This window comes from Rugamonas sp. FW305-51, assembly GCF_058786935.1.
This window is the reverse complement of record NZ_JBYSZG010000003.1, coordinates 197,485-222,386: the sequence shown is the minus strand read 5'-3', so window position 1 is coordinate 222,386 and position 24,902 is coordinate 197,485. Positions and strand designations below refer to the sequence as shown.

Below are 24,902 nucleotides of genomic sequence, written 5' to 3'. Positions count from 1 at the left end.
TGATTTTGAAATAAAATTTCATTATGATAGATACATGAAATAATATTTCATTTTCTACGATTTTTTTTACTAATCAATCACATAATCATGACTGATACCAACTTGCCGCTGGACGACATCGATCGTCGCATCCTCAATGCCTTGCAAATTGATGCGTCACAAACCAATAGTGAGCTGGCGCAGGAAGTCCATGTGTCGCCGCCCACCTGCTTGCGCCGCGTCAAGCAGCTGACGGCAGCGGGGGTGATCGCCCGCCAGGTGGCCATCGTGGCGCCGGAGAAGGTGGGCGCCCGCCTGACGGCCATTGTGGAAATCTCGCTCGATATCCAGGCGGCCGAGCGCATGGACGAGTTCGAAGCGCGGGTGGCGGACGAGGATGCGGTGCTGCAATGCTACCGCGTGGCGCCGGGGCCCGATTTCGTTCTCATCGTGCAGGTGACGGATATGCCGGCCTACCACGCGCTGGCGCACCGGCTGTTTGCCACCCAGGCCAATGTGCGCAACGTCAAAGCGTATTTCTCCACCTTCCGCAGCAAATTCGAGACCCGCATCGTCGTCTGAGCCACTTATCCCCGCCTTGTCCAGGCGGTTTTGCACAGCCTTATCCACACTGCAACGCAAACCATGCTGGCGCTGGAAAACTTGTCCCGTGTTTTCCAGTGACTATCCAGTGCTTTTCCCGCTGGTTCTGCACATGTTTATCCACAGTAAAAAGTTATTCCGGTATTTCCCACCGCTTCCCCACAGGCTTATCCACATGGGGTGACGCTGGAATGGGAAAATGGCATCGCTACAGGCCTTATCCGAATCCGGCTTGTCGGTCCCGTTCATGAGCGCGGACTTATCCCATGGTTTTCCCACGGTTATACGGACGTTTTCCTCCGCTTGTTCCGGGGCTTCTCCACATGTTTATCCACAGAACAAAAATACGGCTGCTTGGTATAAAAAATGCGGACGAAAAAAAGCCGGGAAGTTATCCCGGCTTGTTCAGGCACTTGCCCACAGCTTTATCCACAAAGCCGTGGGATGGGCTGCCTGGCTACTTCTTGATCTTCACGGGGCGGGTCCAGCCGTCCAGCGTCACCTGGCGGGCGCGCGACACGGTCAACTTGCCGGCCGGCGCATCCTTGGCCAGCGTGGTGCCGGCGCCCAGGGTGGCGCCCTTGCCCACGGTCACGGGCGCGATCAGCTGGGTGTCGCTGCCGATGAAGCAGTCGTCCTCGATCACGGTGCGGAACTTGTTGGCGCCGTCGTAATTGCAGGTGATGGCGCCGGCGCCGATGTTGACGCGCGAACCGACCGTGGCGTCACCCACGTAGGCCAGGTGGTTGGCCTTGCTGTGCGCGGCGATCTGGCTGTTCTTGATTTCCACGAAGTTGCCGATGTGGACATCTTGCGCCAGTTCCGTGCCCGGCCGCAGGCGCGCATAAGGGCCGATGATGGACGCCTCGCCCACCACCGCTTCCTCGATGTGGCAGAACGGCTTGATGGCGGCGCCGGCCGCGATGCGGGCGTTGACCAGCACGCTATGGGCGCCGATGGTCACACCGTCGCCCAGTTCCACCTTGCCTTCGAACACGCAGCCGACGTCGATGGTGACGTCGCGTCCGCAGATCAACTCGCCGCGCACGTCGATGCGGGCCGGGTCGAGCAGGGTGACGCCCTGTTCCAGCAAACGGTTGGCGATATTGCCCTGGTGGATGCGCTCGAGCTGGGCCAGCTGCACCTTGCTGTTGACGCCCGCCACTTCCCACTGGGCGCCCGGCTGGGCCGACACGACGGGCACGCCATCGGCCACGGCCATGGCCACGATATCCGTCAGGTAGTACTCGCCCTGGGCGTTGTTGTTCGACAGGGCATCGAGCCACGGCTTGAGCTTGCCGCCGGGGACGACCATGATGCCGCTGTTGATTTCCTTGATGGCGCGCTCCGCTTCCGTGGCGTCCTTTTGCTCGACGATGCGCACGATGCGGCCGTCTTCGCGGATGATGCGGCCCAGGCCGAACGGGTCGTCCTGCTCCACCGTCAGGATGGCCAGCTTGTCGTTGCCGGCCGCCTCCACCAAGGCGCGCAGGGTGGCGGCGGTGGTCAGCGGCACGTCGCCATACAGGATCAGGGTGGGCAGCTTATCGTCCAGCGCGGGCAGGGCTTGCTGGACGGCGTGGCCCGTGCCCAGCTGGGGTTCCTGCAGGGCGGTGGCGACCGGCTCGGTCTGCCTGGACAGCAAATCCAGCACGGCCGCGCCGCCATGCCCGTAAATCACGCATAATTGACCGGGAGACAAGCTGCGCGCGGTATCTATCACGTGCGACAACATCGGCTTGCCGGCCACCGGGTGCAATACCTTGGGCAGGGCCGATTGCATGCGTTTGCCCATGCCGGCGGCGAGGATGACTACATTCATAGGCCGTAGAACTCTGAAAGTTGAAAAGATGGAAAAGTTTAACATGCACGCCGCTGCGCTACGGCGCGCGACGCGTCTTTTCCTGCTCGCCATCATGGTGCTGCTGGCCGCCTGCAGCTCGCTGCAACTGGCCTACAACCACGGCGACACGCTGCTCTACTGGTGGCTGGACGGCTATGTGGATCTCGACAGCGACCAGAAGCCGTGGGTCAAGCGCGACATCGGCAACTTCTTCCAATGGCACCGCAAGACCCAGCTGCACGACTACGCCCAGGTGCTGCAGACGGCCCGGCGCCAGCTGCAGGGTACGCCCACGGAGGCGGACTTGCTGGCCGACTACAACGACATCCGCAACCGCACCGAGCAGCTGCTGCTCAAGACCCTGCCCCAGTTGGCCGAACTGGCCCGCGCGCTGCAGCCCCAGCAGATCGCCCAGGTGGAGAAGAAGTTCGCCGCCAACAACGACGATTTCCGCCACAAGAACATGAAGGGCGACCGCGAACACCAGCTCGCCTTCCGCTACGACAAGGCGATGGACCAGTTCGAGCTGTGGTTCGGCCGTTTCAGCCAGGAGCAGCAAGCGGCCATCCGCCAGGCTTCCGACGCCCGTCCGCTCGACAACGCACTGTGGCTGGATGAGCGCATGCGGCGCCAGCAAGCCATCCTGGCCCTGCTGCGGCAAGTGCAGCGCGAGCGGCTGGGCCAGGATGCCACCATGGCACTGATCCGTACCCTGATCGAGGACGGCTTCGCCCGCCGCGACAAATCGGGCGAGCGCCGCGACTTTTTCGAGCTGTACGACCAGGGTACGGCGCAGCTGGTGCTGACCGTGATCCGCCTGGCCACCCCGGCCCAGAAAGCGCACGCCCTCAAGCGCATGCAGGGCTGGATCGACGACTTCAACAGCCTGGCGGAGCAGGCCCGCTGACCAGCGCCAGCAAGGCCGTATGGTATAGTGCTTCCTGTTGAATCAATGACTTAGCCACATGCCCAAGAAGCCTGCCAAGCCCGCAAAGCCCGCCAAAACGCCCGTCCACGGTCCCAAACACAGCAACCAGGTCCGCATCATCGGCGGCGCATGGAAGCGCACGCCGCTGCCCGTGCTGGAAGCGCTGGGCCTGCGTCCGACCCCGGACCGGGTGCGGGAAACCGTGTTCAACTGGATCAACCACTTGCGCGACGGTTATTGGGCCGACGCCCAGGTGCTGGACCTGTTCGCCGGCAGCGGCGCGCTGGGCTTCGAGGCGGCCAGCCGGGGCGCCCAGGCCGTCACCATGGTCGACAGCCACAGCCCCGTGGTGCGCCAGCTGGAAGTGGTCAAGGACAAGCTCAAGGCCGACAACGTCCAGCTGCTGCGGGGCGACGCCCTGGCCGTGGCCCAGGGCGCTGCGGCCCGCGGCCAGCGCTACGACCTGATCTTCCTCGATCCGCCCTACCAGCAGGATTTTCTCGGCCGCACCCTGCCGCTGTGCACTAAACTGATGAAAGAAGGCGGCCTGATCTATGCCGAATCGGGCTTGCCGCTGACCATGGAAGAGGGCGCCGATGTACCGGACTGGCTGGCGCCATGGGAAGTGATCCGGGCCGACAAGGCCGGCATGGTGTACTACCATTTGTTGCGGCTCAAGCCGGCCGCGGCCTGAAGCGAACCCCGCGCCGAGGGAGGCGCTAAAACCCGTCCACATCATGGCGGGCGGCCCCCGATGGGGGCGAACGCCCGTTTTTAAGGCATAATGCGCGTTTATTGGTGCATCTGCAGGGAGCCGCAATGGTTGTAGCCGTTTATCCGGGAACTTTCGATCCGCTGACCCGCGGTCATGAAGATTTGGTGCGCCGCGCATCCGGTCTGTTTGACACGCTGGTGGTCGGCGTTGCCGACAGCAAGAACAAGAAGCCCTTCTTTTCGCTGGACGAACGCCTGACCATCGCCAACGAGGTGCTGGGCCACTATCCCAACGTCAAGGTGCAGAGCTTTTCCGGGCTGCTGAAAGACTTCGTGCGCGAGCATGATGCGCGCGTGATCGTGCGGGGCCTGCGGGCCGTGTCCGACTTCGAGTACGAGTTCCAGATGGCGGGCATGAACCGCTACCTGCTGCCGGACGTCGAAACCCTGTTCCTGACCCCGTCCGACCAGTACCAGTTCATTTCCGGCACCATCGTGCGGGAGATCGCGGTGCTGGGCGGCGACGTGTCCAAGTTTGTTTTCCCATCGGTCGACCGTTGGCTGCAAAAGAAGATTGCCGCCACCCGCGACGAGTAAGCGAGTACTGCCATGGCATTAATAATTACCGACGACTGTATCAATTGCGACGTGTGCGAGCCTGAGTGCCCGAACGACGCGATCTACATGGGCGCCGAAATTTACGAGATCAACCCGGACAAGTGCACGGAATGCGTGGGCCACTTCAATGAGCCCCAGTGCCAGCAAGTATGTCCGGTCAGCTGCATTCCCTTCAATCCGGCCTGGCGCGAGACGGAAGAACAGTTGCGCGCCAAGTTCGAACGGCTGCAGGCCGCCAAGGCTTGATCCCGCCCGCCGCGGACGCCCGTCCGCGGCTTTCCCCCGGTCGCCGCCCTGGTCGCCGGCTGCATGGTCACACTAGGGGTCTCCCTCTAAAATAGCATGAGCGTGCGGCTAATTGGCCGCATTGCGCATCCACGCGCTGCGGCCGGTGGTATATTTCAGCCACGCCAACATCGCGGTCAGCATGCGGGCGGCTTACCACTACCCCATGGAGACAGAATGATCAATCGCAGAACCACCCTGAAAAGCCTGCTGGCCGCCGCCATGCTGGCATCGAGCTTCAGCCTGCCCGCCGTGGCCGCCACGGAAGTGGCCGGCATCAAGTTTGACGACAACATCAGCCTGGCCGGCAAGGAATTGCAACTGAACGGCGCCGGCGTGCGCACCAAGTTGATCTTCAAGGTGTATGCCGTCGGCCTGTACCTGCCGGAAAAGAAATCCACGGTGGCCGACATCCTGGCCCAGCAGGGACCGCGCCGCGTGTCCATCGTCATGCTGCGCGACCTGAGCTCGGAAGATTTCGGCGAAGCCTTCATGGCCGGCCTGAAGGCCAACACGGCCGAAGCGGAGCGGGCCAAGATCCTGCCGCAGACGATGAAGTTCGGGGAAATTTTTGCCCAGATCGCTTCCCTGAAGAAGGGCGACGTGCTGGCGCTGGACTGGACGCCGGGCGAGGGCACCCAGTGCCAGCTGAACGGCAAGAAGATCGGCGCCGTGCTGCCCGACCTGGCCTTCTACAACGCGGTGCTGCGCATTTGGCTGGGCGACAAGCCCGTGGACAGTTCGCTCAAGCCCCACCTGCTGGGCGCGGCAAAATAATGACGGCAATCTGAATTGCTGCGATGCGGCATCGGGGCTAGCCCCCGTGCCCCCGCTTACCTGATCAGGCGCGCGCGGCCAGTGCGCGCAGTTCGGCCGCGTGGCTGGGCGAACCTTCCATCGAGTTCAACATGCGGTTCAGCATCATGGCATCGCGCATCTGACGGCGCTGCAGACGCTCTTCCTTGGTCAATTTGGGCTTAATCACCAGCATCAGCGCCCGGGCTACGCCCAGCAGCAATGGTTTGAACAGCAGCGCCAGCGCCAGTGCCACGCTCAGGCCGGCGGTAATTTGCAGTGCTGCAATCAGGGAAAAATGCGTCGCGGCAGCGTGCGCGAGGGAGATGAAGGTAGACATGATGTTCCGGTACATTTAGAATCTACCGTAACTATAGTGCAGCGCAACATATCCATCCAATTTCATTTCTCGATAACAATTATACTGATCGTGAATGGGATGGCTTATAGTTGACGAGGAAATCATATTTCTTAATTTGCCCGCCTTACTCTACACTTTCCTTCAATCAACTTACTGCTGAGCTGCCATGAGCTTTCTGACGCTGGACTTGAATTTGTTGCGCGTCTTCGACGCCGTGATGACGGAACAAAACCTCACGCGCGCCGCCGGTCACCTGGCCATGACCCAGCCTGCCGTCTCCAACGCCATCAAGCGCCTGCGCGAAAGCCTGGGCGACGAACTGCTGATCCGCACCGCCTACGGCGTCAAGCCCACGCCGCGGGCCGAAACGCTGTGGCCGTCCGTGCGCAGCGCCCTGGCCAGCCTGGAAGCGGCCGTGGCGCCGGAAACGTTCGACGTCTCCAAGGCGCACGCCACTTTCCGCATGGCCATGGCCGACGCCACGGCCGCGTTCTGGCTGCCGTCGCTGATGCGCTCGATCGAGAGCGAAGCGCCGGGCGTGAACGTACGCATGATGCCGCTGACCACGCGCGAACCGCGGCCCATGCTGCTGCGCGGCGACATCGACCTGGCCGTTGGCTTCTTCCCCGGGGTGGCGGCCCAGTTGTCGAGCGATATCGGTTCGCCCATCCGCCATGAACGGCTGTACTCGGGCCACTATGTGTGCGTGATGCGGCGCGACCATCCGCTGGCCAAGGCCGAACTGACGCTGGACAACTACTGCGCCGCCAACCACTTGCTGGTCAGTTTTTCGGGCCGGGCCCACGGCCTGGTGGACGAGGCGCTGGCCCAGCTGCAGCGCGAGCGCCGCATCCTGCTGACGGTCAACCAGTTCTTCACGGCCGGGCGGGTGGTGGCCAATTCCGACCTGATCACCGTGCTGCCGCGCCACCTGATCGCTTCCACCGGCATGACGGACGCCCTGATCTCCAAGGATCTGCCGTTCACGCTGCCGGCCGTGCACCTGGACATGCTGTGGCACGAGCGCGATGCCCGCAGCCCGGCCCACAAATGGCTGCGCCAGCACCTGGAAGGCATGAACACCGTGGCCCAGCGCACCGCCCCCGGCACGGCGCCGAAGAACGACACTTACTGACACCAGTCTAGCCAGTCCGGCCGCGCTCAGCCGTGGCCGCTGGACTTGTAGCCGACCCGGAAGCCGCCCCAGTGGCGGCCGTCCACGTAGATGGGCGCCGACAGGTCGTGCATCACTTCCCCCGTATCGCGCTTGTAGGTCTGCAACAGGAACGGCTTGGTGTTGGCGCCGCAGCGCTTGCCCGTGCGGTCGCTGAAGATGCGCTTGGTGCGGTTGTTGACAAAGTCCACTTCATAATTGCCCGTCAGCGGCTGGGAAAACTTCCGGTTGTGGGTGGGGAAATAGCCATTGTTATCCACAGCGCCCGCGTAAGTCAGCTGGGGCAGGGCCCGCAGCACGGCTTCCTGCAGCTCCGGCAGCGCGCGGTCGGTGAAAGCGTCGAAGCGGGTGCTGTGCTTGGGCGGGTCCGTGTTCGGGATGGGCTGGTAGTGGCGGTCGAACAGGGCTTCGCGCGTGATCTGGCCGCTGGCGATGGCTTGCGAGAAAATCTTGCCCACCTCCAGCGCCGCCTGCTGGGTCGCGATGCGGATCGCATCGTGCGACGTTTCGATGGCCGTGTCGCCCAGCGCGGCCGTAATGACTTCGGCCCGCTCGGCCAGGGCCATGGCGGAACCGGCCGCCCGCGGCAACTCGGCGTCGGTCGACAGCATGCTGTCGTGGATGCGGCGGATGGCGTCGGCGATGTCGTGCGTGGTGGCCACCTGCTCGCGCGAGGCGCGGGCGATCTGGCCGATCTCGTCTTCCGACACGCCCGACGAACGTTCTATATTGCCCAGCAAGCCATGCACGGTTTCCACGTTGCCGGCCGCGGCGCTGACGGCGGCCGCCAGCGTGTGCATGCCGGTGGTGGCCTTTTCGGCCTGTTCATTGATTTCCCGCACCATGTGGCTGATTTCGTCGGTCGCCTCCTTGGTGCGCATGGCCAGCTGGCGCACTTCGCCCGCCACCACGGCAAAGCCGCGCCCGTGCTCGCCGGCGCGGGCCGCCTCGATGGCGGCGTTCAGGGCCAGCAAATTGGTACGGGCGGAAATTTCGCTGATCGCTTCCGTGAAACCGTAGATGCGGCGCGAATTGGCTTGCAGGTCCGTCATCACGGTGGCTGCCGCCTGGGCGTCCTGGCGCGCCGCGCTGATGCGCTGCAAGCCCTGGTCCGCTTCCTTGCGGCCGGTCTCCGTTTCCGCCCGCACCTGGGACGCCACCTTGGCCGCGCGCTCGGCGTTGGCGGCAATGCGTTCGATGGTGGCGACGTTGCGGCCGGAACTGTCGGCGATGTCGCTGGCCGTTTCCACGTCCAGCTCGATCTTCTTCTTGACGGAGTCGACGAAGTACGACGTTTCCGCCGCGCCTATCATGATGGCGTCGATCGCCTCACCGACCGTGTGGGCAAAGCGGTGCGCGCCGTCATCGTCGGCATTGCGCCGGCCCAGCGTGACGATCAGCGCACCGGCCAACGCGGCCGGCGCCGCATACAGTAGCGGACCGCCGCCGCCCACGGCCAGCGATACCAGATAGGCGAGGCCTGTGCCGCCCGCCGTCGCCCCCAGCAGCCACGCTCCCTGGCGCACTGTCGTCTGCTGCAAGAATTTCATTCGTCCTCCGTCACAGCAGGGCCATGTCCGCCGCGCATGCGTTGTCCCGGATGCGAATGCATCCAGTGCCACAAACTAATTCCAAAATACAACAGAACTTAATCTGGCTCAATCGCTATTTGTGACTAGAACGCGCCGGGCCGTGCTATTTGATGGGCAGCTTGGTGGTATTCTTCACTTCTTCCATGACGGCGTAGGTGTGCGTTTCGCGCACGCCTTTTTGCAGCAGCGTCTTGCCCAGGAATTCGCGGTAGGCAGCCATGTCCTTGACGCGGGCCTTGACCAGGTAGTCAAAGCCGCCGGCAACCATGTGGCACTCCAACACTTCCGGGATCACTTGCACGCTTTGCTTGAAGGCGTCGAACACTTCCGGCGTGGTGCGGTCGAGCACGACTTCGATGAACACCAGCAGCGACACGTCGAGCAGCTGCGGATTGAGCTGGGCCGTGTACCCCATGATGTAGCCCGATTCGTGCAGCTTGCGCACCCGTTCCAGGCAGGCGGCCGGCGACAGGTTGACGCGGGCGGCCAGCTCGACGTTGCTGATGCGGCCGTCGCTCTGCAGTTCCATCAGAATTTTCTTGCTGATTTTGTCCAGCATACCGCTTTCTCCCCCATTAATTTTATTTGGTTAAATTGTCTCACCAAAAACTATCTATTGCTAGCCCCCTGCAATACCAGAATTAATCCAGAAGATTCCCCTTTACAATCAAATCATCAGCAGTTCACAGTTTTGGATGCCGATTACGCTCGCCAGTGCTATGCCTGCCGGGCGTTTTTTGCTGCGTGGACTCATAAATATCTTCTACTTAAGAGTATTCCATGCACCCAGCCGTCACTCCGGTTTCTTCCACTCCCTTTGCCGCACTTCAAGCGGAAATCCTGCGCGACCCCACGCCTGTGCGCGCCGCCATCACCGCCGCCTACCGCCGCGACGAGGCGACGGCCGTGCAATGGCTGCTGGGCCAGGTGCGCGCCGGCGACCACGCTTCCGGTGAGCAAGCCCGGCAACTGGCGCACAAGCTGGTCAGCGCCGTGCGCGAAAAACGCACCCGCTCGTCCGGCGTGGACGCGCTGATGCATGAATTCTCGCTGTCGTCGGAAGAAGGCGTGGCCCTGATGTGCCTGGCCGAAGCGCTGCTGCGCATTCCCGACAGCGCCACGGCCGACCGCCTGATCGCCGACAAGATCAGCAAGGGCGACTGGCGCAAGCACCTGGGCGAGTCGCCTTCGCTGTTCGTCAACGCCGCCACCTGGGGCCTGCTGATCACGGGCAAGCTGGTCAGCACCAGCAGCGAAACCGGTCTCGGTTCGGCCATGACCAAGCTGATCGCCAAGGGCGGCGAACCGCTGATCCGCAAGGGCGTGGACCTGGCCATGCGCATGCTGGGCAACCAGTTCGTGACGGGCCAGACCATCGACGAGGCCATCAAGAACGGGCGCGACAACGAAGCGCGCGGCTACCGCTATTCCTACGACATGTTGGGCGAAGCGGCCCTGACGGACGCGGATGCGGCCAACTATTACGCCTCCTACGAAACGGCGATCCACGCCATCGGCAAGGCGTCGAACGGGCGCGGCATCAAGGACGGCCCCGGCATTTCCGTCAAGCTGTCGGCCCTGCATCCCCGCTACAGCCGGGCCCAGCGCGCGCGCGTGATGGACGAACTGCTGCCGCGCGTGAAACAGCTGGTGCTGATGGCCAAGCACTACAACATCGGCCTGAACATCGACGCGGAAGAGGCGGACCGGCTGGAATTGTCGCTGGACCTGATGGAGGCCATGGCCTTCGATCCGGAGCTGGCCGGTTTCGACGGCATCGGCTTCGTGGTCCAGGCTTACCAGAAACGTTGCCCCTTCGTCATCGACTACCTGATCGACCTGGCCAAGCGCAGCGGCCGCAAGTTCATGGTGCGGCTGGTCAAGGGCGCTTATTGGGATGCGGAAATCAAGCGCGCCCAGGTGGACGGCATGAGCGGCTATCCGGTCTACACGCGCAAGGTGTACACGGACGTGTCCTACCTCGTGTGCGCGCAAAAACTGCTGGGCGCCACGGCCGTCATCTACCCGCAGTTCGCCACCCACAACGCGCAAACCCTGGCCACCATCTACACCTGGGCCAAGCGCGACGGCGTGACGGACTATGAATTCCAGTGCCTGCACGGCATGGGCGAAACCCTGTACGACCAGGTGGTGGGCAAGGACAACCTGGACAAGGGTTGCCGCATCTACGCCCCCGTCGGTTCGCACGAGACGCTGCTGGCCTACCTGGTGCGCCGCCTGCTGGAAAACGGCGCCAATTCCTCGTTCGTGAACCAGATCGTCGATGCCAATGTCCCCATCGAATCGCTGGTCCAGGACCCGCTGCAACAGGCGCGCACGCTGGGCGGCTCGCCCCATCCGGCCATCGCGCTGCCGCAAGCCATGTTCGGCGCCGAGCGCAAGAATTCGGCCGGCATCGACCTGGCCAACGAAGACGTGCTGCGCGCGCTGGCCGATGCACTGGCCGTGCCGCGCAGCTGGCGCGCCGCACCGCTGCTGGAAGGCGCCGTCAGCGTGGGCCAGCCGTCGCAAGCGGTCACCAACCCGGCCCAGCGCACGGACGTGGTGGGCCAGCTGGTCGAAGCCAGCGCGGCCGACGTGGAAACGGCGCTGGCCAGCGCCAGCCAGTACGCCATGGACTGGCAGACGACGGAACCGTCACTGCGCGCGGCCGCCCTGGGCCGCGCCGCCGACCTGTTCGAAACCCACCAGCTGGAGCTGATGACGCTGGCGATCCGCGAAGCGGGCAAGTCGCTGCCCAACGCCATCGCCGAAATCCGCGAAGCCGTCGACTTCCTGCGCTACTACGCGGGCCAGGTGCAGGGCGCCACCAACACGCTGGCGCTCGGTCCCGTGACCTGCATCAGCCCGTGGAACTTCCCGCTGGCCATCTTCACGGGCCAGGTGGGCGCGGCGCTGGCCGCCGGCAACGTGGTGCTGGCCAAGCCGGCCGAGCAAACGCCGCTGATCGCCTTCCGCGCCGTGGAACTGCTGCACGAAGCGGGCATACCCCGCAGCGCGCTGCAATTCCTGCCCGGCCGTGGCGAAGTGGTGGGCGCCGGACTGTGCAACGACGCCCGGGTCAAGGGCGTCATCTTCACCGGTTCGACGGAAGTGGCGCAACTGATCAACCGCACGCTGGCGCGCCGCGCCGTGGCCGAAAACACGGACATTCCGCTGATCGCGGAGACGGGCGGCCAGAACGCCATGATCGTCGACTCATCCGCCCTGCCGGAGCAGGTGGTGCAGGACGCCATCTCGTCCGCCTTCGACAGCGCCGGCCAGCGTTGCTCGGCCCTGCGCGTGCTGTTCCTGCAGGAAGATATCGCCGACAAGACCATCAAAATGCTGAAAGGCGCCATGCTGGAGCTGAAAGTCGGCAATCCCGACCGGCTGGCGACGGACATCGGCCCCGTGATCGACGCGGAAGCGCAGCACAACCTGCTGGGCCACATCAACCGCATGAAGCAGACGGCCGTCAGCCATTTCGCGCTGGAATTGCCGCTCAACGTGGCCGGCACCTTCGTGCCGCCGACCGTGATGGAAATCCGCTCGCTGAGCGAACTGAAGCAGGAAGTGTTCGGCCCCGTGCTGCACGTGATCCGCTACAAGCGAGCCGACCTGGCCAAGCTGGTAGAGCAAATCAACGCCAGCGGCTACGGCCTGACGCTGGGCATCCACTCGCGAATCGATGAAACCATCGAGTTCATCAGCTCACGCGCCCATGTGGGCAACATCTACGTCAACCGCAACATCGTGGGCGCCGTGGTCGGCGTGCAGCCGTTCGGCGGCGAAGGCAAATCGGGCACAGGTCCGAAGGCGGGCGGCCCCCTGTACCTGAAACGCCTGCAGCGCGGGGCCGCCATCGTGGCCCAGCACGGCCACCAGGGTTCGGCCGCGCTGGACGGGTTGGCCGTGTGGGCCAGGATGCATGGCCAGGAACGTCTGGCCAGCCTGACGGAGCAATACAGCCGCACCACCATGCTGGGCAGCACCACCGTCCTGCCTGGTCCGACGGGCGAGCGCAACACGCTCAGTTTCGTGGGCCGCGGCGCCATTGTCTGCGCCGCGACGACGGCGGCCTGCCTGCTGAACCAGCTGTCGGCCACCCTGGCGACGGGCAACATCGCCCTGATGAGCACTGAAACAGCCTGTTTGCTGCCGGCCGACCTGCCGGCGGACGTCATGGAGCGCATCCGCCCGGTCGCCTCGCTGGAGCAGCTGGACGGCGAGTTCCAGGTCGCGCTGGTGGAATCGTCGCTCGTCAACGCCCTGCGCCCGCAGCTGGCGGCCCGTGACGGGGCCCTGGTGGCGTTAATCGACACCAACGAGGATGGCGCCATCCCCCTGTGGCGTTTGCTTGCCGAGCGCGCCCTGTGCGTCAACACGACGGCAGCGGGCGGCAACGCCAGCCTGATGACGCTGGAAGCTTAAAAAAATGGGGACGTACCCCATTTCCTGTCCAGCCGCAGAAAAAAGGGGTACGTCCCATTTTTTATTTGGATCAGCGGAAGGGAACTATGCTGCAGGCACAACGCCAGAGGCATAGTGCAAAATTTTAATGGGGACGTACCCTATTTTCGGCTCAACCTGCCGGAAATGGGGTACGTCCCCATTTTTTTTATGGGGCGCGGCAGAAGCGCTGGAGGATGTCGAAGGCGTAGGGGGAGGCGACGGTTTTGACGAAATGCATGAAGTCGGTGGCGGCGTCTTCATTGGCTTTGTCGGAGATCGTGCGGATCACGGCAAACGGGATGCCCAGCTCGAAACATACTTGCGCCACGGCGGCGCCTTCCATTTCCACCGCCAGCAGGGCGGGCAGGGCCGCTTTGAGCTGCATGACCTGGCCCCGCTTGCCTATGAACTGGTCGCCGCTGGCGATCAATCCCAGGTGCAACTGCGGTTTGTCCAGTTTGAACGCTTGCGCCGTTGCCGCGCCAATCACGCTGTCCAGGCCATGTTCGATGCATTGCCGGGCAGCGCCAGCCATGCGCTCGCTTAATTTCACGTCCGTTTCAAAATGCGACAGGCCCGTCAGCGGGATCTGGTAACGCGGAAACAGGGGACTGGCGTCGAAATCGTGCTGAACCAGCGATTCGGCCACCACGATATCCCCGACATTGACGCCGGCATCGGCACTTCCGGCCACGCCCGTGAACACGATGTGGGTAACTTCGAACTTTTCCACAAGGATTGCGGCTGTCATGGCCGCTGCAACCTTGCCTATACGCGATAGAACGCACACAGCGTCGATTTCCCACAACTTCCCTGCCGTGTACTCCCGCATGCCGTGCATGAGCTTGTAGGGCCCTTCCATGGCTTCTATCAGCCCGTGCTGTTCTTCAGCCAAAGCGCTAATGATGCCTAAACGCAAAGTTTTCTGTGTCTTCATCGTCCTGGATGCGATTTTTCAGGGTGGACAAGGTCCGTTTTTTCCACCGCTGGCCGTTGCTTAGTGTTTTATATAAAGATGTATATATAAACCTGATAGTAGATAGTAAACCGGCACTTTTCTGTGGATAAGCTGGTAAACCATAACAAAATCATGGTCTTACCATGCAGAAAACCAGATGCACAAGCATTGTATCTACGGCGGATGGATTTGGGACAAAAAAAATCGTGTGTACAAGTCGCGGGTTTTCCCACATCTCATCCTGTGGATATGCAGGCGCTTATCCACAGCAGAGCATCGTCAACAGCGCGTTTAGAGCCGTTTGTTGTCCAGCTTTGCCGTTCTGGATGCGAAGCAGGTGCTTGTAGCACGGTTTTTTAGAACGGCAGTTAACGAATTTTTTTGAGCGGCCTGCGGCTTTTGCTCTTTAGTTGTTTACAAAAGTTTTATATCAAAATAGTAGTAGTAGTAAACGTGCAAATTCCTGTGGATAAGTCGGTTAACGGCTTAAAAATCATTCGTTTACGGCATAGATAAGGTCTTGCATAATCGTTGTATCAGTTCAGGAGCAATTCTGTATAAAATGCCGGCCTTGGGACAAATTTGTCCTTACGCACAAGTCGTCCTGTGGATATCCAGCCGGTTGTCCACAGCTCAAACGCCGTTTTTGAGCTGTTTTTCGAGTTCTGCCTCTGAAATCGGCCTGGAAAACAGGAATCCCTGGCCAAAATCACAATTTGCCGCCTTCAGCACCTGCAATTGCTGGGGCGTTTCTATGCCTTCGGCGATCACCCGTATGTCCATTTTGTGCGCCATGGCGATTATGGCCTCGCATAAGGCGATGCCATCCGTCCCTTCCGCCAGGTTGGAGACGAACAGCGGGTCGATCTTGATGTAATCGATGTCGTAACGCTTGAGAAACGCGAGCGAGGCGTAGCCGCTGCCGAAATCGTCGAGCGACAATTGCATGTGGGCCCGCTGCAGCGCTTTCAAGTGCTCGGAAACGGCGCTGGCCTGATCCAGCAGCAAGTTTTCCGTCACTTCGATGATGATGTTGTGGGGATCGAGCTCCAGACTGGCCAGATAGGCCAGCCATTGCTGGAAATTGTTGCCGTCATCGCGGAACTGCCAGGCTGATTTGTTCACGCAAATAGGGAAATCGGCCGCGCCGGCGTCGCGCAGCCGGCGCGCCGCGTCGGCCGCCCGGCGAAATACCCAGTCGCCTATGCCGACGATCATGCCCGTATTTTCAGCAATACTGATGAAATCGGCCGGATTGAGCAGGCCGCGCCGCGGATGTTCCCAGCGGACCAACGCTTCGGCCTTGCAAATCCGCCCGCTGGCCAGCTCGACGATGGGCTGGAACAGGATGCGCAGCTGGTCATGGCTGACGGCATCGCGCAATTCATTGCTCAACTCTAAGCGGGTGCGGGTCGCTTCTTCCATGAATGGCGCGAAATAGCTGAAACGGTTGCGACCTTGTTGCTTGGCCGCATACATGGCCTGGTCGGCGTTTTGCATCAGCACATCGGCGCTGGCGCCATCGTCGGGATACAGGGTGATGCCGATGCTGGCAGAAATGTGGGCAACTTCCTGCTCCAGGTGGAAAGGCGTGCTCATCTGTTTGAGAATTTCCTGGGCAATACGCACCACGTCGCCGGAATTGTGCAGCTCGCTCAAGATGACGGTGAATTCATCCCCGCCCAGCCTGGCCACGACATCGCTGCCGCGGACGCTGGCGGTAAGACGGATCGCCACTTCCTTGAGCAACAGATCGCCCTTGTCATGGCCCAGCGTGTCGTTGACTTCCTTGAAATAGTCGAGGTCGACGAACACCAGCGCCATGGGCAGCAGGGAACGGTCCGTTTTTTTCATTTCCAGCCGCAAATGCTCATGGAACATGCGCCGGTTCGGCAGGCCGGTGAGGGTGTCGAAATTGGCTTGCCGCCAGATTAGTTCTTCGGATGCCTTTTTCTTGGTGATGTCGGAGAACAAACCCACGTGCCGGAAAGCTTTACCGTCCTTGTCGTAGACGGTGTTGAAACGCAGCGACACCAGGTAGTGCTCGCCGTTCTTGTGTTGATGCCACAATTCGCCTTCCCACTGGCCGCTGGCGGAGATCGATTGCTCCATCCGATGGAAAAAGTTCTCGTCCTGGCGACCGGAAGTCAGTTCATAGGCGTGATGGCCGACCACTTCCTGTTCCGCGTAGCCGCTCAGGCGGGTAAAAGCATTGTTGACGGAAAGGATGCGCCCTTCCGCATCCGTCACCATCATCCCTTCGCTGCTGTTGCGGTACATCAAAGCGCCCAATTGTTCGCTTTCCGACAATTTCGCCTTCGTTTCGCGGCTGGAAACGTACAGCTGACGGTAGCGCAGTTCCCGTTCTTCCAGCCTGGTGTAGGTGCGCAGCGAAAAATGGCCGCCGGCCAGCATTAGCGTGAGCAGCAGCCCGAGCCCAGCGCCGGCAATCCAGGTATTGCGTTCGACGATGCGATTCGATTCCCGGGCGGAACTGCCGACGACAACGATCAGCGGAAACTCATCCAAAACCCGGTAGCTGAAGACGCGTGGCAAGCCATCAATCGAGCTGGTGGCCTGATAGGTGCCAAATTTGCTCTTGCGTACATTGTCGAACAAGGGCGTGGCATCGAGATTGCGGCCGAACGCTGCTTCAAAATTGGGCGCGCGGGCAATGATCTTGCCTTTGCCGTGGACCAGGGCAATCGACACATCCGGGCTGAAGCGCGAATCGTCGAATACTTTGGCGAAACGGTTGGCATCGAGCGGAGCAACGATGACGCCGAGAAATTCACCTTTTGCGTTTTCCACCCGGCGGCTCAGCGCGAACAGGCGCTGCTTGCCGGCCTGGCCGACCATGGGTTCACCAACGTAGAGACCGGAAATCCGGTCCTTGCCTAGATGCACTTTGAAATAGTCGCGGTCGGCGTAGGAAATGCCGGCCACTTGCAGATTATTGGAGGCGGCGACGGCAATTCCGTGGGCGTCGATGAAGGTGATCCAGTAATCGCGGGTGAAGGTTGCGCCGCGGGATGAGAGCAGTGCGGTAATGGTGCTGGCCGACGCTGCCTGTTGTGGCGACAAGACTTCGATCGCATTGGCAAAACCGGTCAGCGACAGGTCGATGAACTGGATCGAATAGACGACGTGGGCTTCCATCGCCTGCACGTAGTGTTCGGTTTGCTTGCGGATGGCGACCTTGCGTTCCTGGTCGGCCGACTGGATCTGGATGACGACAACGGCGACGGCCAGGACAGCCATCAGCGCCAAACCGATCAACAGACGTGCGCGAAAGCGCAGATACGAACGCGAACGTACTGGTTTTTCCGTGACCTGGACCTTGTTCATGGCAACAATTCCTGCGTCACCATAGCAATGGCCACGGTGAGCAGCGCTCTCCGACAGGCAAGACAGGAAAGTTTGCGCTGTTTGAACAAGATGGCTCCGGCATGGGCAGGTTCAATCGCTTGCGGTTTCAGTATAGGGGAACGGATAGTGAGTAAGCGCAATTTTTCCGCGTCGCGCAGCGCGAGCTGCGCCCGCTTGTGGTTTTGCAGCCGCGTCCCGGTTTTTCTTCGCGTCGCGTTGGCTTTGGTTTACTGTAAAGACGTATATAAAAATAGTAGTAGTTGTTAACGTAGACATGTTTCTGTGGATAAGTCCGCATTTTGAATTAGAATCAAGCGTTTGCGCGATGCATAAGCAGGCGCGTAAACCTTGTATGACCGGGGAACTGTTTTGGGATAAAAAAACGGCTTCCGACTTTTCATTTGTTTACTCACATTTGGCGCCTGTGGATATCCAGAGACTTATCCACAAGAAAAACGGCCGATTTTGCCGGTTTTTTGTGCATGAACTGCCGCGGGACGATGTTTCAGGAGGAATTGCATGGATTTACGTAATCTTTTTCCACACCCCATCATCCAGGGCCCGACAGCTGGCGGACCCAATACGCCGGCCCAGGTGGCGGCAGTATCGAACGCCGGCGCGCTGGGTTCGCTGGCCGGTTCGCTGCTCTCGCCCGACACCTTGCGGGCCCAGGTGGCCCAGATCCGCGACCTGACGGACCGCCCTTTTTGCCTCAATTTCTTTGTGTTGCAGACGCCGGCGCCCGATCCTGCCGAGGTGGCGGCGGGCGTCGCCTTGCTGAAGCCCGTGTGGTCGGCCCTGGGCTGGTCGGACCTGCCGGCGCCGGCCAAGTGGTGCGAGGATTTTTCCGCCCAGTTTGAAACGCTGATCGAGCTGAAACCGGCCGTGGCCAGTTTCACGTTCGGCATCCTGAGCGCGGAGCAGGTGGCACGGCTGCACGGGGCCGGCATCGCCGTGATCGGCACCATCACCACGGCCGAGGAAGCGCTGGCCTGGCAGGAACGGGGCGCCGATGCCGTGATCGCGTCGGGTGTGGAGGCGGGCGGCCATCGCGGCACCTTCCTCGGTCCGCAAACGGAGGCGACGTTGACCACTTTCGAGCTGTTGCCACAGGTGGTGGCGGCCGTGCGCATTCCCGTGATCGCAGCCGGCGGCATCATGGACGGCGCCGACATCAAGCGGGCCCTGAAGGCGGGCGCCCAGGCGGTGCAGATGGGCACGGCATTTCTTGTCACGGACGAATCGGCCATCCAGCCCGCGTACAAGCAGCGTTTGCTCACGGCGGGCACGCACCCGACCCGGCTTACGCGCAGTTTTTCCGGCCGTTACGCGCGCGGGCTGGACAACCGTTTCATGCAGATGATGGCGGCTGTGGAGCAGCAAGTTCCTGCTTACCCCGTGCAAAATGCGCTAACTGGCAGCATCCGCGCGGAAGCGGCCAAACGGGGCGATACCGAATTCATGTCCCTGTGGTGCGGCACGGGCGTGGCGCGGGCTCGCCCCATGCCGGCCGCGCAACTGGTGCAGACTTTGCTGGCGGAAATCGCCGCCGCGTGAACGGTTTTTGCAGCCGGTAACTTTATCGTGGAGGAACGGGCATTGGAATCAGCGGGAGAGTACGACTACATCATCGTCGGGGCCGGTTCGGCCGGTTGCGTGCTGGCCAACCGGCTCAGCCGTGACAAGGATGCCCAGGTATTGCTGATCGAGGCGGGCGGCAAGGATGATTATGTGTGGATCCATATTCCCGTCGGCTATCTGCATTGCATCGGCAATCCGCGCACGGACTGGCTGTACCGCACGGAAGCCGATGCCGGCCTGGGCGGACGCAGTTTGATGTATCCGCGCGGCAAAGTGCTGGGCGGCAGTTCCTCCATCAACGGCATGATCTACATGCGGGGCCAGGCGGGCGACTACGACCGCTGGGCCGAGCTGACGGACGACCCCAGCTGGCGCTGGGATGCCGTCTTGCCTCTGTTCAGGCAAAGCGAGGATTACCATGGCGGCGCCTCGGCCATCCATGGCGCGGGCGGCGAGTGGCGGGTGGAAAAACAACGGCTGTCGTGGCAGATACTGGACGCGTTCCGCGACGCGGCCGCACAGACCGGCATCGCCAGGGTGGACGATTTCAACGGCGGCGACAACGCCGGCTGCGGCTACTTCGACGTCAACCAGAAACGGGGCATACGGTGGAACACGGCCAAGGCTTTCCTGCGGCCCGCCGCGGCCCGGCCCAACCTGACCATCATGACGGGGTGCCACGTGGAACGGTTGCTGATCGAGCAGGGCGAGCATGGTCCTGTTTGCCGCGGCGTGCAGTTCACGGGCGGCGGCACGGCCTGGAGCGCGCGTGCCAGGCGGGAGACCTTGCTGACGGCCGGCGCCATCGGCTCGCCGCAGATTCTGCAGCTGTCGGGCATCGGGCCGGCGGCGCTGCTGCAGTCGCACGGCATCGCGCCCGTGCTGGACCTGGCCGGCGTGGGCGAGAACCTGCAAGACCATCTGCAACTGCGCATGGTGTTCAAGGTGCAGGGGGCGAAAACCCTCAACACCATGGCCAGCACCTGGTATGGCAAGATGAAAATCGGACTCGAATATGCGCTGCGGCAAAGCGGGCCTATGGCTATGGCGCCGTCGCAGCTGGGGGCGTTCGCCAGGTCCGATCCCGGCCTGGCCACGCCGGACCTGGAATACCACGTCCAGCCTTTATCGCTGGAGAAATTCGGCGAACCGTTGCATGCGTTTCCCGCCTTTACGGCCAGCGTCTGCCACTTGCGGCCCACCTCGCGCGGCCAGGTGCGCATCGTGTCGGCCGATTCCCACGCGGCGCCGGCCATCGCGCCCCATTACCTGAGCACGGCGGAAGACCGCAAGACGGCCGCCGCCGCGCTGGCGCTGACGCGTCGCATCGTGGCCGCGCCCGCATTGCAGAAATATGGTCCCGAGGAATTCAAGCCGGGCTTGCACTACCGCACCGAGGACGAGCTGGCCCAGGCGGCGGGCGCCATCGGCACCACGATTTTCCATCCGGTGGGCACTTGCAAGATGGGCCGGGCCGGCGACGCCGCGGCCGTGGTCGACAGCGCCTTGCGCGTGATCGGGGTGGGGGGCTTGCGTGTGGTGGATGCGTCGGTGATGCCGAATATTACTTCCGGTAACACCAACTCACCTACTATCATGATCGCGGAGAAAGCAGCCGGACTGATCCATGCGGCCTGGAATGTCCGCTAGGAATGTCGTTTTTTGACTATCCCAGCCGTACATTTGATAGCGATGGATCAAAAATTAATGGTATTTATACTGTATTGTTAGCTAAATTGTTAGCCTGTATGATCTAAAAAAATTTGTCGTTTGCAAAGAATAACTAGGAGACAGGATGTCCAGCGTTATCTTGGAAACAAAGAATTTGACCAAGGAATTCAAGGGATTCACTGCGGTCAACGGCGTGAATTTGAAGGTCCAGCGCGGCCACATCCACGCGCTGATCGGACCCAACGGCGCGGGCAAGACCACTTGCTTTAACCTGCTCACCAAATTCCTCGTCCCCACCTCCGGCCAGATCCTGTTCAACGGCAAGGACATCACGGCCGACAAGCCGGCCCAGATCGCCCGCATGGGCGTGATCCGTTCCTTCCAGATTTCCGCTGTTTTCCCCCACCTGACGGTGCTGCAGAACGTGCGCATCGGCCTGCAGCGCCAGCTGGGCACCAGTTTCAATTTCTGGCAAAGCGAGCGCAGCCTGTCCACGCTCAATGCGCGCGCCATGGAGTTGCTGGCTGAAGTGGATCTGACGGAATTCGCCGACACGGTCACGGTCGACATGCCTTACGGGCGCAAGCGGGCGCTGGAAATCGCCACCACGCTGGCGATGGAACCGGAACTGATGCTGCTCGACGAGCCGACCCAGGGCATGGGCCACGAAGACGTGCACCGTGTTACCGAACTGATCAAGAAGGTGTCGGCCGGCCGCACCATCCTCATGGTCGAACACAACATGAAAGTGGTGTCCGGCATCTGCGACAAGATTTCCGTCCTGCAGCGCGGCGCCATGCTGGCCGAAGGCAGCTACGCGGAAGTGTCGAACAATCCCCAGGTGATGGAAGCCTACATGGGCACGGAAGCGGCTGTGCTGGAAGGAGCCCACTGATGACGACGGCCGCACTGGAAATATCGAACCTGCAAGCCTGGTATGGCGAATCGCACATCCTGCACAACGTCGACCTGAGGGTGCAGCCGGGCGAGGTGGTCACGCTGCTGGGACGCAACGGCGCCGGCCGTACCACCACCATGCGCGCCATCATGGGCCTGACGGGCGCCCGCAAGGGTTCGATCAAGGTCAACGGGGTGGAAGCGATCGGCTTGCCCACCCACAAGGTGGCCCACCTGGGCGTCGGCTATTGCCCCGAGGAGCGCGGCATTTTCTCGTCGCTGTCGACGGAGGAAAACCTGATGTTGCCGCCGCAGCTGGCCACGGGCCAGCAGGGCATGTCGGTGGCAGAAATCTACGCCATGTTCCCCAACCTGGAGGAACGCAAGCACAGCCAGGGCACGCGGCTGTCGGGCGGCGAGCAGCAGATGCTGGCCGTGGCCCGCATCCTGCGCACGGGCGCCCGATTGCTGCTGCTGGACGAGATTTCCGAAGGCCTGGCGCCCGTCATCGTGCAGGGCCTGGCCCGCACGATCACCACGCTCAAGGCCAAGGGCTACACCATCGTCATGGTGGAACAGAATTTCCGTTTCGCCGCGCCGCTGGCGGACCGGTTCTATGTGATGGAACACGGGCAGATCGTGGAAACCTTTGTTGCGTCCGAATTGAGCGCCAAGATGCCGGTGCTGACCGAGCTGCTGGGCGTGTAGTGCTGTTGTTTCACTGACTAAGAAGTCGTTTCAAAATGACCATGGCGAGGCGTGGCGACGAAGGCAGTGCGCCTGCACGGCAAGCAGCCACAACGAAGCCATGGGCTTTTTGAGACGACTTCCAACAATACCAATCCTGAACGGAGACAATATGAAACTCAAGACCATCGCCATCGCCACCACCGCCGTCTGCGCCATGGGGCTGTCCATTGCCGCGCAAGCCCAGGTATCGGGCGATACCATCAAGATCGGTTTCATCACCGACATGTCCGGCCTGTATTCCGACATCGACGGTCCCGGCGGGGCGGAAGCGATCAAGATGGCGATCGCCGACGCGGGCGTGGTCATCGCCGGCAAGAAGGTCGAGTTCATTTCCGCGGATCACCAGAACAAGGCCGACATCGCCGCCTCCAAGGCGCGCGAATGGTTCGACCAGCAGGGCGTGGACTTGCTGGTGGGCGGCACCAATTCCGGCGCCAACCTGGCCATGGCCAAGGTGGCGGCCGAGAAGAAGCGCGTGTTCATCTCCATCGGTGCCGGCTCGGCCCGCCTGACGAACGAGGAATGCACGCCCTACACCGTGCATTACGCCTACGACACGGTGGCGCTGGCGCGCGGCACGGGCGGCGCCATCGTCAAGCAGGGCGGCAAGAACTGGTATTTCCTGACGGCCGACTATGCCTTCGGCCAGTCGCTGGAGAAGGATACGGCCGACGTGGTCAAGGCCAACGGCGGCAAGGTGCTGGGCAGCGTCAAGCATCCGCTGTCGGCGTCGGACTTCTCGTCCTTCCTGCTGCAGGCGCAGTCGTCGGGCGCGCAGATCCTGGGCCTGGCCAATGCGGGCGGTGACGCCATCAACTCGATCAAGGCCGCCAACGAGTTCGGCATCACCAAGAAGATGAAGCTGGCCGGTTTGCTGATGTTTATCAACGACATCCACTCACTGGGCCTGAACCTGACCCAGGGCATGTATTTGACGGACGGCTGGTACTGGGACATGAACGCCGACACCCGCGCCTGGGCCAAGCGCTACTTCGAGAAGATGAAGAAGGAACCGTCGATGCTGCAGGCGGCCGACTATTCGGCCGTGAGCAACTACCTGAAGGCCGTCAAGGCCGGCGGCACGGACGATGCCGACAAGGTGATGGCGCGCCTGAAGTCGACCAAGATCAACGACATGTTCGCCAAGGGCGGCGAAATCCGCCCCGACGGCCGCATGGTGCACGACATGTATCTGATGGAAGTGAAGAAGCCGTCCGACTCCAAGTATCCATGGGACTACTACAAGGTCGCAGCCGTAGTGCCGGGCGCCCAGGCTTACGTGACCAAGGCCGAGTCCAAGTGTTCGCTGTGGAAATAAGCTGACGGGCAGGCGGGCCGCCGGCCGCGGCGCCGCCCGTGTTGTGCCGTGTGCCGCCCGCCGTGTGCCGGCGGCGCCTTCCCTGTTCACCCTCGCCGCGCGCGGCGAAACTTGAATTGTGATCCCATGGAAATATTCGGCGTTCCCCTGCCCGCGATGCTGAGCCAGTTGCTGCTGGGCCTGGTCAACGGTTCGTTCTATGCCATGCTGTCGCTGGGCCTGGCGGTCATCTTCGGCTTGCTGAATGTGATTAACTTTTCCCACGGCGCCCTGTACATGATGGGCGCCTTCCTGGCCTGGATGGGCATGGCCTACCTGGGCCTGAACTACTGGGTGATGCTGGTGCTGGCGCCGCTGCTGGTGGGCGCCTTCGGCATCGTCATCGAGAAGACCATGCTGCGCTGGCTCTACAAGCTGGACCACCTGTACGGGCTGCTGCTGACCTTCGGCATCACGCTGATGGTGGAAGGCGTGTTCCGCTCGTTCTACGGCGTGTCCGGCCAGCCGTTCGAAGTGCCGTCGCAACTGGCCGGCGCCACCGATCTCGGTTTCATGGTGCTGCCCAATTACCGGGCCTGGGTGGTCGTGGCGTCGCTGGCCGTGTGCCTGGCCACCTGGTTCGTGATCGAAAAAACCAAGCTGGGCTCCTACCTGCGGGCCGGCACGGAAAACCCCAAGCTGGTGGAAGCGTTCGGCGTCAACGTGCCGCTGATGGTGACCCTGACCTATGGCTTCGGCGTCGCCCTGGCGGGCTTTGCCGGGGTGCTGGCGGCCCCCATCATCCAGGTGTCGCCGCTGATGGGCTCCAACCTCATCATCGTCGTGTTCGCCGTTGTGGTGATCGGGGGCATGGGTTCCATCATGGGTTCCATCCTGACGGGCCTGGGCCTGGGCGTGATCGAGGGCCTGACCCGGGTGTTCTACCCGGAAGGCTCGGCCACGGTGGTGTTCGTGGTGATGATCATCGTGCTGCTGCTGCGTCCCGCCGGCCTGTTCGGCAAAGAAAAATAA

The 24,902-nt window shown here is 62.0% G+C and carries 20 protein-coding genes; 14 read left to right on the top strand and 6 right to left on the bottom strand.

The genetic code is table 11. The features are described from left to right. Positions 1-87 precede the first annotated feature (87 nt). Complete coding sequence (locus tag AC3WOS_RS03590; protein ID WP_492714458.1) at positions 88-561, top strand: Lrp/AsnC family transcriptional regulator; 474 nt, start codon at positions 88-90, stop codon at positions 559-561. A 478-nt stretch (positions 562-1,039) separates the two neighbouring features. On the opposite strand, the gene glmU is transcribed toward AC3WOS_RS03590, so the two are convergent. Beyond that, positions 1,040-2,404: a bifunctional UDP-N-acetylglucosamine diphosphorylase/glucosamine-1-phosphate N-acetyltransferase GlmU gene (glmU, locus tag AC3WOS_RS03585; RefSeq protein WP_492714457.1), complete on the bottom strand. Its 1,365-nt coding sequence runs from the start codon at positions 2,402-2,404 to the stop codon at positions 1,040-1,042. A gap of 28 nt (positions 2,405-2,432) precedes the next feature. Here glmU and AC3WOS_RS03580 point away from each other — a divergent pair, with 28 nt between their 5' ends. The 5 genes from AC3WOS_RS03580 (at position 2,433) to AC3WOS_RS03560 (ending at position 5,747) form a co-directional block, all read left to right on the top strand. Continuing rightward, a complete protein-coding gene (locus AC3WOS_RS03580) occupies positions 2,433-3,332 on the top strand; it encodes a DUF6279 family lipoprotein (protein WP_492714456.1) in 900 nt (299 codons plus the stop codon). Between the two features lie 58 nt (positions 3,333-3,390). Beyond that, a complete protein-coding gene (rsmD, locus tag AC3WOS_RS03575; protein ID WP_492714455.1) occupies positions 3,391-4,047 on the top strand; it encodes a 16S rRNA (guanine(966)-N(2))-methyltransferase RsmD in 657 nt (218 codons plus the stop codon). A 125-nt stretch (positions 4,048-4,172) separates the two neighbouring features. After that, complete coding sequence (gene coaD / locus AC3WOS_RS03570; RefSeq protein ID WP_492714454.1) at positions 4,173-4,664, top strand: pantetheine-phosphate adenylyltransferase; 492 nt, start codon at positions 4,173-4,175, stop codon at positions 4,662-4,664. A 12-nt stretch (positions 4,665-4,676) separates the two neighbouring features. Next, a complete protein-coding gene (locus AC3WOS_RS03565) occupies positions 4,677-4,931 on the top strand; it encodes a YfhL family 4Fe-4S dicluster ferredoxin (protein WP_492714453.1) in 255 nt (84 codons plus the stop codon). A 216-nt stretch (positions 4,932-5,147) separates the two neighbouring features. After that, positions 5,148-5,747 carry a chalcone isomerase family protein gene (locus tag AC3WOS_RS03560; RefSeq protein ID WP_492714452.1) on the top strand — a complete coding sequence of 200 codons (600 nt, stop codon included), beginning with the start codon at positions 5,148-5,150 and terminating at the stop codon, positions 5,745-5,747. A 64-nt stretch (positions 5,748-5,811) separates the two neighbouring features. Here AC3WOS_RS03560 and AC3WOS_RS03555 read toward each other — a convergent pair whose 3' ends face one another. Next, a complete protein-coding gene (locus tag AC3WOS_RS03555) occupies positions 5,812-6,120 on the bottom strand; it encodes a hypothetical protein (protein ID WP_492714451.1) in 309 nt (102 codons plus the stop codon). A 172-nt stretch (positions 6,121-6,292) separates the two neighbouring features. Between AC3WOS_RS03555 and AC3WOS_RS03550 the strand changes: the two genes are divergently transcribed. Beyond that, complete coding sequence (locus AC3WOS_RS03550; RefSeq protein ID WP_492714450.1) at positions 6,293-7,261, top strand: LysR family transcriptional regulator; 969 nt, start codon at positions 6,293-6,295, stop codon at positions 7,259-7,261. A gap of 26 nt (positions 7,262-7,287) precedes the next feature. Here AC3WOS_RS03550 and AC3WOS_RS03545 read toward each other — a convergent pair whose 3' ends face one another. Continuing rightward, positions 7,288-8,850, bottom strand: coding sequence for a methyl-accepting chemotaxis protein (locus tag AC3WOS_RS03545; RefSeq protein WP_492714449.1), 1,563 nt, complete (start codon positions 8,848-8,850; stop codon positions 7,288-7,290). Between the two features lie 145 nt (positions 8,851-8,995). After that, positions 8,996-9,451 (bottom strand): Lrp/AsnC ligand binding domain-containing protein, encoded by a 456-nt coding sequence (locus AC3WOS_RS03540; protein WP_182160856.1) that lies wholly within the window; start codon positions 9,449-9,451, stop codon positions 8,996-8,998. A 221-nt stretch (positions 9,452-9,672) separates the two neighbouring features. On the opposite strand from AC3WOS_RS03540, the gene putA reads away from it, so the two are divergent. Then, on the top strand, positions 9,673-13,326 hold the full coding sequence (gene putA / locus AC3WOS_RS03535; RefSeq protein ID WP_492714448.1) for a trifunctional transcriptional regulator/proline dehydrogenase/L-glutamate gamma-semialdehyde dehydrogenase: 3,654 nt from the start codon (positions 9,673-9,675) through the stop codon (positions 13,324-13,326). A 187-nt stretch (positions 13,327-13,513) separates the two neighbouring features. Here putA and AC3WOS_RS03530 read toward each other — a convergent pair whose 3' ends face one another. Together AC3WOS_RS03530 and AC3WOS_RS03525 are read right to left on the bottom strand one after the other, a co-directional pair. Continuing rightward, positions 13,514-14,284 (bottom strand): 5'-methylthioadenosine/adenosylhomocysteine nucleosidase, encoded by a 771-nt coding sequence (locus AC3WOS_RS03530; RefSeq protein ID WP_492714447.1) that lies wholly within the window; start codon positions 14,282-14,284, stop codon positions 13,514-13,516. 654 nt (positions 14,285-14,938) lie between these two features. Further along, positions 14,939-17,653, bottom strand: a complete 2,715-nt coding sequence (locus AC3WOS_RS03525) for a bifunctional diguanylate cyclase/phosphodiesterase (protein ID WP_492714446.1) — start codon at positions 17,651-17,653, stop codon at positions 14,939-14,941. Between the two features lie 540 nt (positions 17,654-18,193). Between AC3WOS_RS03525 and AC3WOS_RS03520 the strand changes: the two genes are divergently transcribed. The 6 genes from AC3WOS_RS03520 (at position 18,194) to AC3WOS_RS03495 (ending at position 24,902) form a co-directional block, all read left to right on the top strand. Beyond that, on the top strand, positions 18,194-19,231 hold the full coding sequence (locus AC3WOS_RS03520) for an NAD(P)H-dependent flavin oxidoreductase (RefSeq protein WP_492714445.1): 1,038 nt from the start codon (positions 18,194-18,196) through the stop codon (positions 19,229-19,231). 42 nt (positions 19,232-19,273) lie between these two features. Next, positions 19,274-20,905 carry a GMC family oxidoreductase gene (locus tag AC3WOS_RS03515; protein WP_492714444.1) on the top strand — a complete coding sequence of 544 codons (1,632 nt, stop codon included), beginning with the start codon at positions 19,274-19,276 and terminating at the stop codon, positions 20,903-20,905. A gap of 145 nt (positions 20,906-21,050) precedes the next feature. Further along, on the top strand, positions 21,051-21,821 hold the full coding sequence (locus tag AC3WOS_RS03510; RefSeq protein WP_492714443.1) for an ABC transporter ATP-binding protein: 771 nt from the start codon (positions 21,051-21,053) through the stop codon (positions 21,819-21,821). Beyond that, positions 21,821-22,531 (top strand): ABC transporter ATP-binding protein, encoded by a 711-nt coding sequence (locus AC3WOS_RS03505; protein ID WP_492714442.1) that lies wholly within the window; start codon positions 21,821-21,823, stop codon positions 22,529-22,531. Before AC3WOS_RS03510 ends, AC3WOS_RS03505 begins: the two co-directional genes overlap by 1 nt. Before the next feature lie 151 nt (positions 22,532-22,682). Next, entirely contained in the window at positions 22,683-23,891 is a 1,209-nt protein-coding gene (locus AC3WOS_RS03500; protein ID WP_492714441.1) for an ABC transporter substrate-binding protein, read from the top strand. A gap of 126 nt (positions 23,892-24,017) precedes the next feature. Next, positions 24,018-24,902, top strand: coding sequence for a branched-chain amino acid ABC transporter permease (locus AC3WOS_RS03495; protein ID WP_492714440.1), 885 nt, complete (start codon positions 24,018-24,020; stop codon positions 24,900-24,902).